This window comes from Pseudomonas sp. G7(2022) (genome assembly GCF_052660475.1).
This window is the reverse complement of the sequence record NZ_CP109659.1, coordinates 2,087,180-2,105,128: the sequence shown is the minus strand read 5'-3', so window position 1 is coordinate 2,105,128 and position 17,949 is coordinate 2,087,180. Positions and strand designations below refer to the sequence as shown.

2 protein-coding genes and 1 pseudogene are annotated in these 17,949 nt (G+C 64.4%); all 3 read right to left on the bottom strand.

Annotated elements, in window-relative coordinates; all coding sequences use genetic code 11:
- Nucleotides 1-66: 66 nt before the first annotated feature.
- Entirely contained in the window at nt 67-1,026 is a 960-nt protein-coding gene (locus NE357_RS09450; protein WP_169429611.1) for an alpha/beta hydrolase, read from the bottom strand.
- A 65-nt stretch (nt 1,027-1,091) separates the two neighbouring features.
- A complete protein-coding gene (locus tag NE357_RS09445) occupies nt 1,092-16,151 on the bottom strand; it encodes a non-ribosomal peptide synthase/polyketide synthase (protein ID WP_169429610.1) in 15,060 nt (5,019 codons plus the stop codon).
- Nucleotides 16,151-17,884: pseudogene (locus NE357_RS09440) on the bottom strand (amino acid adenylation domain-containing protein); the annotation flags it as partial. The pseudogene NE357_RS09440 and the gene NE357_RS09445, both read right to left, overlap by 1 nt.
- Between the last annotated feature and the right edge of the window lie 65 nt (nt 17,885-17,949).

Sequence of the window (17,949 nt, the reverse complement as noted above, 5' to 3'; positions counted from 1 at the left end):
CTTTTTTCCCCGGGCAATAGAAAAGGGCCGCAGACAGCGACCCTTTCAGTCCCTCGATCACCTCTGTCACCGTGCTGCAAACACCTCCAGCAGCCGCTCGGCAATGTGCTGCTGCGCCTCTTCGGCCTCATCGATGATCGCACCCATGCGCATGAAGTCATGGGTCATGCCCTCGTACACTTTCAACTCGACCTCGACACCCGCTGCCTGCAAATGCCGGGCATACGCCACGCCTTCGTCGTGCAGTGGATCGCACTCGGCCAACACCAGCAGTGTTGGCGCCACACCGGCTGAGACCTCCCCCAGCAACGGCGAGAAACGCGGATCGAGACGGTCACCCGCCTCACGCTGATAGTGGTTGTAGAACCAGTTCAGCGATGCCTTCTCCAGCAGATAACCCTCGGCGTAACGCTCGATGGAGGACGTGCTGCGGCTGGCGTCGGTGACCGGGTAGATCAGCACCTGCAAACGCGGCTGCACCGGGGCGCCCACCAATTGTGCGGCGAGCACGGTGGCCAGGCTGCCGCCGACGCTGTCACCGGCAATCGCCAGGCGCGTGCTGTCCAGCCCCAGATCCTGAGCATTTGCCACCAGCCAGTTCCAGGCGTCCTGTGCATCGTTGGCGGCGGTCGGAAAACGGAATTCCGGCGCCCGTCGATAAGCCACCGACAGCACCACGCAATCGGCCATCGACGCCAGCGCCCGGCACAGTGAGTCATGGGAATCGAGGCTGCCGACCACATAACCGCCACCATGGAAATACAACAGCGCCGGACGTCCGGCCCCGGCTTTCAAGGGCTGATGGCTGTAGACCCGCGCCTCCAGCAGCGAGCCGTCACGCACCGGCAGTTGCAGTTCATCGACCAGCGCAAGGTCTTCGCCGCCGGCGTCCATCAGCAGCGACGACTGATCGAACTGTTCACGGGCCTGTTCCGGGCTCAGCTCATGCATGCCCACGCGTTTGCCGCTGGCCCGGCCGTTGCCGACCAATTGCAGAAATGCGGCGATATCAGGATTCAACGACATTCAATTCTCCAGACCACTCGGGCGCCTTAGGCGCCCGAGTGGTGTTTGCGGTTACGAAGCAGGTTTCAGGACATGACTACTGACTCAACGAACTCGCCGAGCATTTCTTCAGCCTCGGACAGGAAAGTTTCATCCCGCGGGATCTGGAAATGCCCGCAGTCCAGCCATTCGCCGCCCATGCCCGGCTGTTCGAGTTGCGCCGCCAGTTCGACCGCCTCCTCTTCCCGGCCCAGTGTCCACCAGCAAACCGGGTGCACCGCCAGCGGCGGACAGCGGTCGAGCTGCAGCGACAGCTGTTTGAGCCGGCGCGCCACACTGAACACATGGGCCAGTTCATCGGCCCCCAGCGCGACGTAGGTCGAAGCCCCACTTTCGGCGCCCATGGCGGCGTTGAACACTGCGCGCAGGTTCTGCGTAGTTTCCTCGCCGTCGATGGCCACGTTCGCGGCGTCCGGCAAAGTGACCCGCAGGAAGTCACGCAGATCGGCTCGCCAGTCATCCACGGCCCCGGCATTGATGGCCGCCGATGCCACGAAGCTGTCCACCAGACCGACGAACTTCACTGGCTGCCCTTCCCGCTCAAGCTGCGCCGCCATCAGCATCGCCAGCGTACCGCCAAGCGACCAGCCCAACAGGTGATACGGCCCCTGCGGCTGTTTCTCGCGAATCTGCGCCACGTAATCACTCGCCATGCTTTGCAGCGACGTATCGCTGAAGGCCGGGTCGAGCAACATCCGCGACTGGATCGCCAACACCTGGCGCTGACCACTCAAGCGACGGGCCAGCGGCTCGTAGTCGAACACCGTGCCGAAACCGGCATGGATGCAGAACAACGGCGCCCGGCCCTTGACCTCGGCGTTCATTGCCAGCAGCCCGGAGGCCTTCTCGGCAGCCCCCTGAACACTGGCCACCAGTTCGGCGATGCTCGGTTTCTGCATCAGGTCGCGCAGTTTCAGGCTCAGGCCCTGGGACTTGAGCACACGGCTGCGGGCGACCACCTGCAGGCTGAGGATCGAGTCGCCGCCCAGTTCGAAGAAGTTGTCGGTCAAGCCGACGCGTTCGATCTTCAGCACCTCCTGCCAGATCTTCGCCAGGGCTTTTTCCAGTTCGGTGCGCGGGGCCACGTAATCCTGACGCTGTTCGGCGTCCGGATCCGGCAAGGCCTTGCGGTCGAGTTTGCCGTTCGGCGTCAGCGGCATGCGCTCGAGCAACATCAGGTGCGCAGGCACCATGTAGTCCGGCAGGCTGGCCTTGAGCTGTTCGCGCAAGCGTTCGCACAGACCGTCCACCGACGCATCGGCACCGGCCAGCACATAGCCGAGCAGTTGTTTGCCGCTGACGCCCTCGCGAGCGACCACGGCGGCATCGCGCACACCCGGCTGCTGTTTGAGGCGTGCTTCGACTTCGCCCAACTCGATTCGGAAACCGCGGATCTTCACCTGATGGTCGATCCGGCCGAGGTAGTCGACCGTGCCATCGGCGCGCTGGCGCACCAGGTCACCGGTGCGATATAGACGGCTGCCATCGGCGCTGAACGGGTTCGCCACGAAGCGCTCGGCGGTGCCGCCGGCGCGTCCCAGATAACCACGGGCCAGCGCGCCACCGAGGTACAACTCGCCGGCAATGCCGACCGGCAGACGGTTGAGATCGCTGTCGAGCACGTAACCGCAACGCTCGCCGACCACGCTGCCGATCGGCGCGTAGGCAGCGCCGCAGGCATCCTCGGCACCGGCCTTCCAGATCAGCGGCGTGACCACGGTTTCGGTCGGGCCGTAGCCGTTGATGATGTAGCGCGGTTTGAGCGCACGCTTGGCCAGTTCGAAACTCGCCACCGGCACCGCATCGCCACCGAAGCAGTAGATCCGCACCGGCGGTGGGTTGCCGTGTTGCTCGGCGTGTTCGGCCAGTTGTTGCAGGTACACAGGCGGGAATGCCGCCACGGTCACGCCGTGCTGATGCATGGCGTTGCAGGTCTGCTCGGCCGTCCACAGGCTGTCGTCACGGATCAGCAGGCGCGCGCCGTGGGTCAGGGTGGTCAGCCAGCGCTCGTGAGCGCCGTCGAACGCGAACGACATGAAGTGCAATTCGCAATCAGCCGCGCTCATTTCATAACGCTGACCGATCGCCTCGCAGTGCATCGCCAGCGGCCCGTGAGCCACACCGACGCCTTTCGGCAGCCCGGTGGATCCGGAGGTGTAGATCACGTAAGCGAGGTTGCCCGGTTCGACCGAAACCTGCGGCGCAGTCTCCGGCCGGGCGCTGAGGTCCAGTCGATCCAGTTCCAGCACATGCAGGTTGTCCTGAGGCGGCATCACCTGACGCAGGCTCGAATCGCTGAGCAGCAGCGCGATACCGGAATCGCGCATCAGATAACTCAAACGCTCGCGAGGATAAGTCGCGTCCAGCGGCACGTAGGCACCGCCGGCCTTGAGCACCGCCAGCAGCGCGACAATCATGTTCTCGCTGCGCGGCAACGCCACGCCGACCCGCACTTCCGGACCGACGCCCTCGGCGATCAGCGCATGGGCCAGACGATTGGCCCGAGCCTCGATCTGGCCGTAGCTGAACGCCTGATCATTGAAAACCACGGCAGTCTGCTCGCTGCGCTGCGCGGCCCACTGAGCAATGCGCTGATGCACCGCCACCGCTGGCGGCTGCACGGCAACCGCCGTCGAATCCGCGACATTCGCAGTCGGCAGACCGATGCGGCCCAGCGGTTGCGCAGCGTCCTCGGTGAGTGCGGTCAGCAGCCCTTCCATATTGCTGCGGATGCCTTCGACGGTCGCCCGGTCGAAATGCTCGCGCAGGAACATGTACTCGATCACCAGGCCATCTTCGAGCGTGACCATCAGGTCCATCGGGAAGTTGGTCAGGCCGGCGCTGGCGCTCTCGCCAAACTTCAGCGAGTCGTCGCGCCACTCGCGCAACGCCTGATCGATCGGGTGGTTCTCGAACACGATGATGCTGTCGAACAGCGACTGCCCGGTCCGCCCGGCCCAGCGCTGAACGTCGGACAGCGGCGTGTATTCGCGCTCGCGCATTTCCAGGTTGAAGTCCTGCAAGTCGCGCAGCCACTGGCCGACCGCCTGTTCGGCCGGCACGTCCTTGATCACCGGCAAGGTGTTGATGAACAGACCGAGGATCGACTCCGACGCCAGCAGACTTGCCGGACGCCCCGCCACCGTGGCGCCGAACGCCACGCAGCGCTGGCCGCTGTAACGGCTCAGCAGCATCAGCCACGCCCCCTGCACCAGCGTGTTGAGGGTGATCTGCTGGGACTGGGCGAAGGCTTTGAGCTGTTCGGTGCGGGTTTCGCCCAGACGGCTGTACAGCGCTTCGTGACCGCGACCTTCGCCGGTGCGCGCCACGGCGTCGGCAAGATAAGTCGGCTCGTCGAGCAGGCTCAAATGTTCACGCCAGAAACCTTCGCTGGCATTGACATCCTGCTGTTGCAGCCAGTTGATGTAGCGACGGTACGGCATCGCTTCGGCGACCGGCTGGCCGGAATACTGGCTCAGCACTTCGCCGATCAGCTGCGAACTGCTCCAGCCGTCGATCAGGATGTGGTGATAGGTCCAGATCAGCTGATAGCTGCCCTCGCCCACTTGCACCAGCGTCAGGCGTTGCAGCGGCGGACGGTCGAGGTCGAAACCCTTGGCCCGTTCGCTGGCGGCCAGTGCCTGCAAGGCTTGTTCCGAGTGATCCTGATCGCGCCAGTCGAGCAGGCTCACCGGCAGTTGCGGATCGGCGAGCACGAATTGCAGCGGCTCTGCCATGTCCTGCCAGAGGAAACCGGTGCGCAGAATGTCGTGACGGCGGCTCGCCGCTTCCCACGCCGCCTTGAAGCGCGCCGGCTCCAGGCCCTGCACCGGAATGCTCACCTGGTTGATGTAGAGGTCGGCCTCCGGCGAGTTCAGGCCGAGGAACAGCATGCCCTGCTGCATCGGCGACAAGCGGTACAACCCGTCCAGTTGCCCTTCCGGCAGTGGCAGCTCGGCAATCTGCGCCTCGCTCAGACCGTGCAACGGCATGTCGACCAAAACGGCCACCGGCGCCTGAGTGCCTTCGGTGGCTTGGGCACGCACGGCCAGTTGCTGGATGGTCGGCTGCTGGAACAGGTCTTTCGGGCTCAGCTCGATGCCTTGTTGACGGGCGCGGCTGACCACCTGAATCGAGATGATCGAATCGCCGCCCAACGCAAAGAAACTGTCGGTGGTGCTGATCCGCTCAAGGCCCAGCACGTCTTTCCAGATGTCCACCAGCGTCTGTTCGATGGCACTGGCCGGTTCGACGTGTTGCTGCGCAGCCGAGAACGCCAGCGCCGGCAAACGCTTGCGGTCGAGTTTGCCGTTGGGGCTCAGCGGCATCTGCGCCAGCCACATCCGGTGCGCCGGCACCATATAGTCCGGCAGACTCGCGCCCAGCCAGGTCGACAGGCTGTCGTGCAGTTCATTGCGCACGGCGTCCGGAGCATCGACGGTCGCCGGATCACTCGGCACCAGGTACGCCACCAGTTGCTGGCTGCCCAGCACATCACGGGCAACCACCACCGCTTCCCGCACGGCGGCGTGCTCCATCAGCCGCGCTTCGATTTCACCCAGCTCGATCCGCAAACCGCGCAGTTTGACCTGATGGTCGATGCGCCCGACGTACTCGATCACGCCGTCGGCGCGGTAGCGTGCCAGGTCACCGGTGCGGTACATCCGCTCGCCGGCCGCGAACGGATTGGCGACAAAACGCTCGGCGCTCAGCCCCGGACGACGGTGATAACCACGGGCCAGACCGATGCCACCGAGGTACAGCTCGCCGGCCACACCCACCGGCAGCGGATTGAGGCCGCTGTCGAGAATGAAGGTCGACAAGTTGGCAATCGGCTGACCGATCGGCACGCCGTCGCGGCCTTCGTCGCGGCAGGTCCAGTGGGTCACGTCGATGGCCGCTTCGGTCGGGCCGTACAGGTTGAACAGACCGGCCTGCGGCAGTCTGGCGAACACCTGCACCTGCGCATCCACCGGCAGCGCTTCACCGCTGCAGACAATGCGTTTCAGACCGACGCAGCTCGCCACATTGGCGTCCTGCAGGAAGGCCTGCAGCATCGACGGCACAAAGTGCAGCGTGGTGACGCGTTCGGCGTTGATCAGCGCGATCAGTTTCGCCGGATCGCGGTGGTCGCCCGGTGCCGCGACGACCAGCCGGGCGCCGGTCATAAGCGGCCAGAAGAACTCCCACACCGACACGTCGAAGCTGAACGGGGTTTTCTGCAACACGGTGTCACTGGCGTCCAGACCATAGGCCTGCTGCATCCACATCAGGCGGTTGGTCAGGGCGCGATGGGCGTTGCCCGCGCCTTTCGGCAGACCGGTGGAACCGGAGGTGTAGATCACGTAGGCCAGGTTGCTGGCGTCGTATTCGACCTGCGGATTGTGCGTCGGCCACTCGGCGAAGTCCGCACCGGACGGCTCCAGGCACAGGGTCTGTACGCCGTCGGGAATCGGCAGGCTGGCCAGCAGGTGCGGCTGGGTCAGCAACTGGTCGATGCCGCTGTCGGCGATCATGTAGCTCAGGCGATCACGCGGGTACTCCGGGTCCAACGGCACATAGGCGCCGCCGGCCTTGAGAATCGCCAGCAGGCCGATGACCATTTCCAGGCTGCGCTCGACCGCAATCCCGACCAGCCCATCCGGGCCGACGCCACGGGCGATCAAGCCATGGGCCAACTGGTTGGCGCGGGCGTTGAGCTGCGCGTAGCTCAGCGTCTGACCGGCGAACACCAGCGCCGGCGCGTCCGGGGTGCGCAGGGCCTGGGCTTCGATCAGCGTGTGCACACCCTGCTCCAGCGGATAGTCGATGCCGGTGGCGTTCCACTGCTCGACCATCAAACGGCGGTCGGCGGTGTCGAGCAAGTCCAGCGCGCCGAGCATGGCATCGCCCGACTGCACCATTTGCTGCAACAGGTTGTGCAGTTGCGCACTCAATTGCTCGATCACCGAATCGGTGAACTGCCCGCGCTGGTAGCTGTAGTGCAGCGACAGTTCATCGCTGACATTCACCGCCAGAGTCAGCGGGTAGTTGGTCTGCTCGTGGTTGTTGACCTCGCCAAAGCGCAACGCCTGTGGCGCGCCCTCTTCCAGGGCCTGGGACACGGGATAGTTCTCGAACACCAGAATGTTGTCGAACAGCGCTTCACCGCTCTGCCCGGCCCAGCGCTGGATGTCGAACAGCGGCGTGTGTTCATGTTCACGCAGGCCGATGTTCTGCGCCTGCACGTTCTGCAACCACTGGCCGACGCTGTAGTCCGAACGCGGGCTGGCGATCACCGGCAAGGTGTTGATGAACAGGCCGATCTGCTGCTCGACGCCCTTGAGCTCGGTCGGACGACCGGCCACGGTGGCGCCGAACGCCACGCTTTCCTGCCCGGTCAGGCGCTGCAACAGCAGCAGCCATGCAGCCTGGATCAGGGTGTTGAGCGTGACCTTCTGCTGGCGAGCGAATTCCCCCAGACGCCGGGTCTGTTCGGCGTTGATGAACACGTAACGCTCGCCGTGACCTTCACGGGACTCGTCGCTGCGCTGGGCCTGAATCGCCTGGGCCAGACGGGTCGGCTCCTGCAGGTTGGCCAGTTGCGCGGTCCAGTAGTGTTCGCTGACCTTGACGTCCTGGCGTTGCAGCCATTCGATGTAGTCGCGATAACGCCCGGCCAGTGCCGGCAGGGTTTCCCCGGCATAGCGCTGGAGGACTTCGCCGAGCAACTGCGAATTGCTCCAGCCGTCCATCAGGATGTGGTGGTTGGTGTAGATCAGGTGGCAGCGCTGATCGTCCAGACGCACCACGACCATGCGCAGCAGCGGGCCGTGGCTCAGGTCGAAACCTTGCGCCTGCTCGCTGGCGGCCAACTGATCCAGGGCTGCCGGATCGGCATTACGGTCACGCCAATCGAGCACGTTGAACGGCATCTCCAGCTGCTTGTGCACCACTTGCACCGGACGCGCCACCTGGCCTTGCCAGACGAAGCTGGTGCGCAGGATGTCGTGGTTGTCCACCGCGGCCTGCCAGGCCTGCTGGAAGCGCTGCGGGTCGAGGCCTTCGACATCCAGGCGAACCTGGTTGATGTAGTCGCCGGACGTCTGCTCGTACAGGCTGTGGAACAGCATGCCCTGCTGCATCGCCGACAGCGGATAGATGTCGGCAATCTGCGAGGACGGCAGCGGCAGACTGTCGAGCTGTGCCTGGGTCAGGCCGGCCAGCGGGAAGTCCGACGGGGTCAGGCCTTCCACGTCCGGGGTCAGGCAGTGGCCAATCAGCGCGGCGAGTTCATCGGCGTAGTCGCGAGCCAGCGCCTCAATGGTGGCGCTGTCGAAGCGTTCTTCGCTGAAGGTCCAGCCGACACTCAGTTCACCGCCGTAGACCTGACCGTTGAGGGTCAGCCAGTTACCCAGCGGCGCATCCGGGCTTTGTTCCAGGCCGGCATTGTCCGGCGCAGGGGCAAACAGCGCGCCGTCATCGGCTTCGAAACTGCCGTCGAACTGGCCGAGGTAGTTGAAGGTGATACGCGGGGTCGGCAACGCCTTCAAGCTGCGCTGCACATCGGCATCACCAAGGTGACGCAGCGTACCGAAACCGATGCCCTTGTTCGGGATCGAGCGCAGTTGCTCCTTGATCTGCTTGATCGACTCCCCCGCGCCTTCGGCCGGGGTCAGGCGCACCGGGAACAGGCTGGTGAACCAGCCCACGGTGCGGGTCAGGTCGACGCCGTCGAACAGCTCTTCGCGACCGTGACCTTCCAGTTGAATCAGCGTCGACGGCTGCCCGCTCCAGCGCCCGATCACTCGGGCCAGCGCGGTCAGCAGCAGGTCGTTGACCTGGGTGCGATAGGCCGCCGGGGCTTCTTGCAACAGCTGCCGGGTCAGCTCCGCGCTGAGGCGGGTCTGCACGGTCTGCGCCAGACGATTCTGCTGGCCGGCGTCGAGACGCTTGCACGGCAGATCGGTGCTGACATCGCTCAGGCAGGCCTGCCAGTACGCCCGTTCTTCCTGCAACGCCGGGCTGTTGGCGTAACGCTGCAAGTGTTCGCTCCAGTCCTTGAAGGCACTGGTCTTGGCCGGCAGGTCCAGGGTCTGACCGCTGTTGGCTTGTTGATACGCGGTTTGCAGGTCTTCCAGCAGAATCCGCCACGACACGCCGTCCACCGCCAGGTGATGGATCACCAGCAACAGGCGTTGCGTGCCGTCAGCCAGATTCGCCAGCACCGCACGCAGCAACGGGCCGTTCTGCAGGTCGAGGCTGCGCTGGGCGCGATTGCCCAAGGCTTCAAGATCCGCGATGTCGGCAATGTCTTCCTGCCAGAGCAGGTCTTGCGGCAACGCATCGACCGACAGGTGTTCGGCCTGCCAGACACTGCCCTGCTGGCTGAAACTCAGGCGCAAGGCATCGTGATGGATGACCAGCGCACGCACCGCTTGCTCGACCTTTTCGGCCGCCAGCGGCTGACGTGGCTTGAGCAGCACCGACTGGTTCCAATGGTGACGCTCGGGGATGTCGTCCTCGAAGAACTGCTGCTGAATCGGCAACAGCAACGCCGGGCCGGTAACCGGCTGCTGATCGATGGTCGATTCGCTGTCACCAATGTGCGCAACCAGCGCCAGACGCTGGATAGTCTGGTGCTGGAACAGGTCTTTGGGGTTCAGATGGATGCCGGCCTGACGGGCGCGGCTGACCACTTGAATCGAGATGATCGAATCGCCGCCCAGCTCGAAGAAGTTGTCGGTCAGACCCACGCGTTCCAGCTTCAGCACGTCCTGCCAGATCTCGGCCAGACGCTGTTCCAGTTCGCTTTGCGGTGCTTGATAGGCCTGCTGCGCCTGACTCGCATCCGCAGACGGCAAGGCACTGCGGTTGAGTTTGCCGTTGGCGGTCAATGGCAGTTGCTCAAGCAGCAACAGGTGCGCCGGGATCATGTGATCCGGCAGGTTTTCCTTGAGCGCGGCACGCACGTTGTCACGCCACTGGCCCTGTTCGGCAGCGTCGGCGGCGAGCAAGGCGGCCTCACTCGGCACCAGGTACGCCACCAGTTGCTGACCACTGAGGCCCGGCTGCGCCAGCACCACGGCCTGACGCACGGCTGCTTGTTCGAGCAACTGCGCTTCGATCTCGCCGAGTTCGATGCGGAAGCCGCGAATCTTCACTTGATGGTCGATCCGGCCGACGTATTCGATCACACCGTCGGCGCGATAACGCGCCAGGTCACCGGTGCGGTACAGACGCCCGCCATCGGCGGCAAACGGATCGGGAATAAAGCGCAGCGTGGTCAAGTCAGGACGGTTCAGATACCCCCGGGCCAGACCGGCGCGGCCGACGTACAGCTCGCCGATGCAACCCTTGGCCACCGGGTTCAGGTCGCCGTCGAGCAAATACCAGGACAAGTCCGGAATCGGCTCGCCGATCGGGCTGCCGGCATCGCGTTGCAGGTCGGCCAGGGAGATCGGCCGGTAGGTCACGTGGACCGTGGTTTCGGTGATGCCGTACATGTTGATCAGTTGCGGGGCCCGGTCGCCGAAGCGCTCGAACCACGGCCGCAGGCTCTTGACCTCCAGCGCCTCGCCGCCGAACACCACGTAGCGCAGGGACGTTTGCGCCGCCGCGTGTGCCGGGGCACACGCCACTTGCATCAGTTGCTTGAACGCCGACGGCGTCTGGTTGAGAACCGTGATGCCTTCACGGCACAACAAGGTATAGAAATCTTCCGGCGAACGGCTGGTCTCGTATGGCACCACCACCAGTTTGCCGCCGTACAGCAGCGCACCGAAAATCTCCCAGACCGAGAAGTCGAACGCGTAGGAATGGAACAGGCTCCAGACATCCTGCGGGCCGAAATCGAACCAGGCATCGGTGGCCTTGAACAGACGCAGCACGTTGTGATGGGCGAGCAAGGTGCCTTTCGGCTGGCCGGTGGAACCGGAGGTGTAGATCACGTAAGCCAGGTTGTCCGGGCTCATGCGCACCTGCGGGTTGCTGTCGCTGTAGCGTTCGAGGCCGTCGCCTTCCTGATCGAGCATCACGCTGCGCACCGAGTCCGGCACTGGCAGACGGCCGAGCAGATGACTCTGGGTCAGCAGCAGGCTGATGCCGCTGTCACCGATCATGTAGGCCAGACGATCTTCCGGATACGTCGGGTCGAGCGGCACATAAGCACCGCCGGCCTTGAGAATCGCCAACAGCCCGACGAGCATTTCCAGGCTGCGCTCCACCGCCAGACCGACGCGCACGTCCGGCCCGACACCGCTGGCAATCAGCTTGTGGGCCAACGGGTTGGCGCGGCTGTTGAGCTCGCCATAGCTCAGAGTCTGTTCGCCATAGGTCACGGCCACCGCTTGCGGCGCACGCTCGGCCTGCGCTTCGATCAGTTGATGCAGGCACGCCTCGCTCGGGAAATCGGCCACGGCCGGGTTCCATTGCAACAGCGTGGCCTGACGTTCGGCCGCCTCATGCAATGGCAGTTCGGCGATGCGCTGGGCACAATCGGCGACGATGCCGTGCAGCAGATTCGTCCAGTGCTGCGCCAGTCGCTCCATGGTCACTGCGTCGAACAGGTCGGTGGCGTAAGTCAGTTCGGCCCAGACGTTGTCCGCCGACTCGAAGGTGTCGAGGGTCAGGTCGAACTGCGCGGTATGCGACACCCAGCTCAGGCCTTCGATCTCGATCTTCGGCAGACGCGTCGCGCCCTGCGCCTGACGGGTCTGACTCTGGTGGTTGTGCAGCACCTGGAACAGCGGACTGTGGCTCAGGCTGCGTTCCGGTTGCAGCGCATCGACCAGTTGCTCGAACGGCAGGTCCTGGTGGGCCTGGGCACCGAGTACGGTGTTCTTCACTTGCTGCAACAGGCTGCGGAAGGTCTGCTGGCTGTCGAACTCAGTCTTCAGCACCTGGGTGTTGACGAAGAAGCCGATCAGGCCTTCGGTCTCGACCCGGTTACGGTTGGCCACCGGCACACCGACGCGAATGTCGGCCTGGCCGCTGTAGCGATGCAGCAGGGTCTGGAACGACGCCAGCAGCAACGCGAACAGGGTGACGTTTTCCCGTTGTGCGACCTGTTTGAGGCCGGCGGCCAGTTCGGCGCTCAGCGGGATGTCCTGACGCGCGCCCCGGTAGCTTTGCTCCGGCGGACGCGGACGGTCGGTCGGCAGTTCCAGCAACGGCTGATCGCCGTCGCCCAGTTGCGCGGTCCAGTAACTCAGTTGACGTTCGCGCTCACCGGCGTCCATCCACTGGCGCTGCCACACCGCATAGTCGGCGTATTGCACCGGCAATCCCGGCAACTGCGCGGTCTTGCCTTCGCTGTGCGCGGCATACAACGCCACCAGCTCGTTGACCATGATCCCCATCGACCAGCCATCGGACACGATGTGGTGCAAGGTGATGATCAGCGCGTGGTCATCAGCCGCCAGACGCAGCAGTTTGACCCGCAGCAGCGGGCCTTTCTGCAAGTCGAACAGGTGCAGGGTTTCGGCAGCGACCAAGGCTTGCAACGCGGCATCATCCAGCTCGCCGTCGATGCTTTCGACCGCGATGTTCAGCGCTGCCTGAGCCTGGATCACTTGCAGGGTCTGGCCCTGCTCTTCGACAAAGCAGGTACGCAGGGATTCGTGGCGGGCAATCAGCGCATCGAAGCTGCGCTGCAACGCCGGCAGGTCCAGTTCACCGCGCAGGCGCAATGCGGCCGGCACATGGTAAGCGGTGCTGGTCGGTTCCAGCTGCCAGAGGAACCACTGACGCTCCTGAGCGTAGGACAGCGCCAGCGGTTGCTGACGCGGCAACGCAACAATCGGCGGCTCCTGCTGCGCCTGCTCGACGCCGAGGGCGGCGACGAAATCCACCAGCGTGCTGTGTTCGAACAGGGTGCGCAGCGGCACTTGCACGTTGAGCGCCTCACGCACCCGCGAAACGACCTGAGTCACCAGCAGCGAATGGCCGCCGAGCTCAAAGAAGTTGTCGCCCAGCCCCACCTGCTCCAGTTTCAACACGGTTTGCCAGATGTCGGCGACGGTGTGCTGGCTGGCGGTCTGCGGCGCAATGTAAGTCGATTGCAACTGGCTGGCGTCCGGCGCCGGCAAAGCCTTGCGGTCGACTTTGCCGTTGGGGGTCAGCGGCAGTTGCGTGAGAAACAGCAGGTGCGCCGGCACCATGTACTCCGGCAATTCAGCCTTGAGGCTGGTCTTGAGCGCAGCGCGCAACGCGGCTTCACCGCCTGCATCCAGCACCTCGCCGGACGTCGGCACCACGTAGCCCACCAGTTGCGGGCCGGTCGGGCCGTCCTGGGCGACGACCACGGTTTCGCGCACGCTGTCGAGCGCCAGCAGGCGCGCTTCGATTTCGCCCAGCTCGATCCGGAAACCACGGATTTTCACCTGATGGTCAATCCGCCCGATGTATTCGATCACGCCTTCGGCGCGGTAACGGGTCAGGTCACCGGTGCGATACAGACGCTCGCCGGTGCTTGAGAACGGGTCCGGCACAAAGCGTTCGGCGGTCAGCGCAGGACGCTGGAAATAACCCCGCGCCAGACCGTCGCCGCCGATCAGCAGCTCGCCCGGCGCGCCGAGCGGATTGAGTTCCAGATCACTGCCGAGAATGTACAGCGCGGTGTTGTCGATCGGTTTGCCGAGGAACGGACGGCTGTTGTCCACGCTCAACGGATGCAGCGCCGACCAGATCGTGGTTTCGGTCGGGCCGTAGAGGTTCCAGACCTTCGGCGAGCGCTCCAGCATGCGTTGCGCCAGCTCCTGAGGCAGCGCTTCACCGCCACACAGGAAAGTGCGGCCGTCGAGAATCCCGGCGTGTTCGTTGTCCAGCAGCATGCGCCAGGTCGAAGGCGTGGCTTGCAGCATGGTCACGCCGTGGCGGTCGATCAGTTCGAGCACTGCTTGCGGGTCCTGATGCACGTCCTTGCCGGTCAGCACCACGGCGGCGCCGGCCAGCAGCGGGCCGTAGATTTCCAGGCCGAAAATGTCGAACGAGAAGGTGGTCAGCGACAGCATGCGATCCGCCGCAGCGATGCCCGGTTGCCCGACCATGCTCGCGACGAAGTTGCTCAGGGCTGCGTGGCGGACCATCACGCCCTTAGGCTTGCCGGTCGAGCCCGAGGTGTAAATCGTGTAGGCCAGATGCTCGCCGTTCACTGCCACGTCAGGCACGGTGGTCGGGTACGCCGCCAGCCAGTCCTGCGGCTGATCCAGCAACACCGTGGCAAGACCGGCCGGGATTGGAAGCAACGTCTGCAAGTGCGCTTGGGTCAACAGCAATTCGATGCCACTGTCCTCGATCATGTAGGCCAGGCGGTCTTGCGGATACGCCGGGTCCAGCGGTACATAAGCGCCGCCGGCCTTGAGGATCGCCAGCAGGCCGACGATCATTTCGACGCTGCGCTCGACCGCAATGCCGACCAGTCGATCCGGACCGACGTCCAGTTCGATCAGCTTGTGCGCGAGCTGGTTGGCGCGGGCGTTCAACTGACCGTAAGTCAGTTGGTCTTCGCCGATGATCAACGCGGTAGCCTCAGGCGTCTGCGCGGCTTGCAGGGCAATGCGTTGCTGCACACAGGGCGCCGGCGCGGCGTGATCGACCACGCGTTTCCAGTCCTGCAACAGCACTTGATGTTCGGTGGTTTCCAGCAGCGGCAGTTCGCCGACACGCTGATTCGGCGCGGCGACGATGCCGTGCAGCAGGTTCAGCCAATGGCGCGCCAGACGCTCGATGGTTTGCGGCTTGAACAGGTCGGTGGCGTAGGTCAGTTCCGCCGCCACGCCTTCGCTGGATTCGTAGGTGCCGAGGGTCAGGTCGAACTGCGCGGTGCGGCCCTCCCAGACGATGTCCTCGACACTCAGTTGCGGCAGTTGCACCTGGCTTTGACGCTGGGTCTGGTCGTTGACCGCCTGGTGGTTGTACATCACCTGGAACACCGGGCTGTGGCTCAGGCTGCGTTCCGGTTGCAGGGCTTCAATCAGTTGCTCGAACGGCAGGTCCTGATGGGCCTGAGCGGCCATCGCCGACTGCTTGACCTGGGCCAGCAATTGATTGAACGGCAGTTGTCCGTGGACGTCCGCGCTCAGCACCTGGGTGTTGACGAAGAAGCCGATCAGGCCTTCGGTTTCCACCCGGTTGCGGTTGGCGGTCGGCACGCCGACGCGGATCTGCGATTGGCCGCTGTAGCGGTGCAGCAAGGCCTGGAACGACGCCAGCAGCACCATGAACAGACTCGCGCCTTCGCGCTGGGCCAGTTGTTTGAGGGCCTCGCCCAGTGCGGTCGGCAGGTTCAGATCGAGGCGCGCGCCACGGAACCTTTGCACCGCCGGGCGCGGGTGATCGATCGGCAATTCCAGCACCGGCTGTTCGCCGCCGAGGGTGTCGATCCAGTATTTCAGCTGCCGCTCACGCTCGCCGGCCTCCAGCCAGTGGCGCTGCCAGATCGCGTAGTCGGCGTATTGCACCTCCAGCGGCGGCAGGCTCAGGGACTGGCCGCCGGTGTCGGCGGCGTAATGCTTGATCAACTCGCCGACCAGCACTTGCATCGACCAGCCATCGGAGATGATGTGGTGCTGGATCAGCGCCAGCACATGATCATCTTCGCCGACCTTGAGCAACGACACCCGCAACAACGGCCCCTGTTGCAGGTTGAACGGGCGTGCGGTTTCGTTTTCGACGAAAGCCTTGATCGCGGTGTCAGCGTCCTGACCGGGCGCCAGCGTCTCGACCGTGATGTTCAACGGCATCTGCCCGTGAACCTTCTGACAGAAGGTTTCACCCTGCTCGACGAACGTGGTGCGCAGGCTTTCATGGCGGGCGACCACCGCGTTGAAACTGCGCTCCAGCGCCGCGACATCCAGTCGGCCCTTCAACCGCAGGGCGCTGGGAATGTGGTACGCGGTGCTGTGCGGGTCCATCTGCCACAGGAACAACTGGCGTTCCTGGGCGTAGGACAGCGGGATCGCCTCGAAGCTTGAGCGAGTTTCCGGAATCGGCAGGTTCGCCGGCGAGACGCCCTCTTCGAGCATCTTTTCCAGGTAGAGCTTACGTTTGTCCAGCGGCAGAGTGATAAAGCGCTTGGCAATCCTCAAAGCAACACTCGTGTCCATCAGAACTCCTCCATATCGTCAAGCAGGGCTTCCAGCTTGTTCAGTTTCTGTTCGTTGATTGCCCCGCCTCCTGTATCGAGTCGAGCGACAAAGTCGCCGAGGACGGGGTGCTGGAATAGCAGTTGCGGCGTCAGCGTCAGGCCCAGTTCCAGGGCGATGCGCGACACGACATTGACCGCCAGCAGCGAGTGCCCGCCGAGTTCGAAGAAGTGATCGTTCAGACCGATGCGTTCCACGGTGAGCACTTGCTGCCAGATTGCCGCGACCTGTTGCGCAAGCTCCGATTGCGGCGCGACATACGCGGCCTGCATCTGGCTGGCATCCACCGCCGGCAGCGCCTTGCGGTCGAGCTTGCCGTTGGGGGTCAGGGGCAACTGCTCAAGGAACAGCAGGTGCGCGGGAATCATGTAGTCAGGTAACGAAGACTTGAGGCCAGTCTTTAGTCCGTCACGCAGTTGTCGCTGCGCTTGCCCGTCGTACACGTCCAGTTGTGGGGCGACCACGTAAGCCACCAGTTGTGCGCCGCCCTCGGCCTCAATGGCCAGCACGGCCGCCTCGCTGATGCCCGGTTGCGCCAGCAGGCGCGCTTCGATTTCGCCGAGTTCGATCCGGAAACCACGGATTTTCACCTGATGGTCGATCCGGCCCATGTACTCCAGCTCGCCGTCCTCGCGCTGACGAATCAGGTCGCCGGTGCGGTAGAGACGCTCGCCATTACGGGCGAAAGGATTGGGCACAAACTTCTCGGCGGTCATCGCCGCTTTGCCCAGGTAACCACGCGTGACGCCGGCGCCCGACAAATACAACTCGGCCGACACGCCGTGCGGCACCGCTTGCAGATCGGCATCGAGCAAGTGGCTGGCGGAGTGAACCAGCGCCCGGCCGATCCGCGCCTGACCACCGGCGGTGCGGCGGGTCCAGGTCGAGTAAGTGGTGTCTTCCGACGGGCCATACAGATCGTAGACGTGTTCAATGTGCGGCTGCTGATACAGCGCGTCCACCAGCCCTTGCTTGAGCGGCTCGCCCGCCAGGTTGATGATCCGCACACCCGGTGGAATCTGCCCGGCGCGCTGCAATGCGTTGATCGCCGACGGCACGGTGTTGATCAGGCGCACCTGATCCCGCGCCGGCAGTTGCGGCAGTTCCAGCGCATTGCGGGCGATGATCAACGAGCCGCCGTTGGCCAACGTCACAAACAGCTCCCACACCGACAGGTCGAAGCACACCGAGGTCGAGGCCAGCACGCCTTGAATGTCTTCGCGGCGGTAGACCTTGGCCGACCAGTCGATCAGCGCCATGACGTTGCGATGCGCAATCGCCACGCCTTTCGGCTTGCCGGTGGAACCGGAGGTGTAGATCACGTAGGCGAGGTTGTCCGGCGTCACCGCCGTTTGCGGTGCCTGAGCCGGATAGCCATCCAGCGCGATCTGATCCAGCAGCAACACTTGCGTGTCGAACGGCACGCTCAGTGTTGCCGCCAGTTCTTGCTCAGTCAGCAGCACTCGCGCACGGCTGTCTTCGAGCATGTAGGCCACACGGTCGGCCGGGTAGTCCGGGTCCAGCGGTACGTAGGCGCCGCCGGCCTTGAGCACCGCCAGCAGTGCAACCAGCAACTGCTCGGAACGCGGCAACGCCACGCCCACCCGCACCTCCGGGCCGACGCCGAGTTCGATCAGTTTGTGCGCCAGGCGGTTGGCCCGGGCGTCCAGTTCAGCGTAGGTCAGCTGCGTGTCGGCGAAGGTCACGGCCAGCGCATCCGGGGTCGCGGCGACCTGAAGGGCGATGCTCTGATGGATGC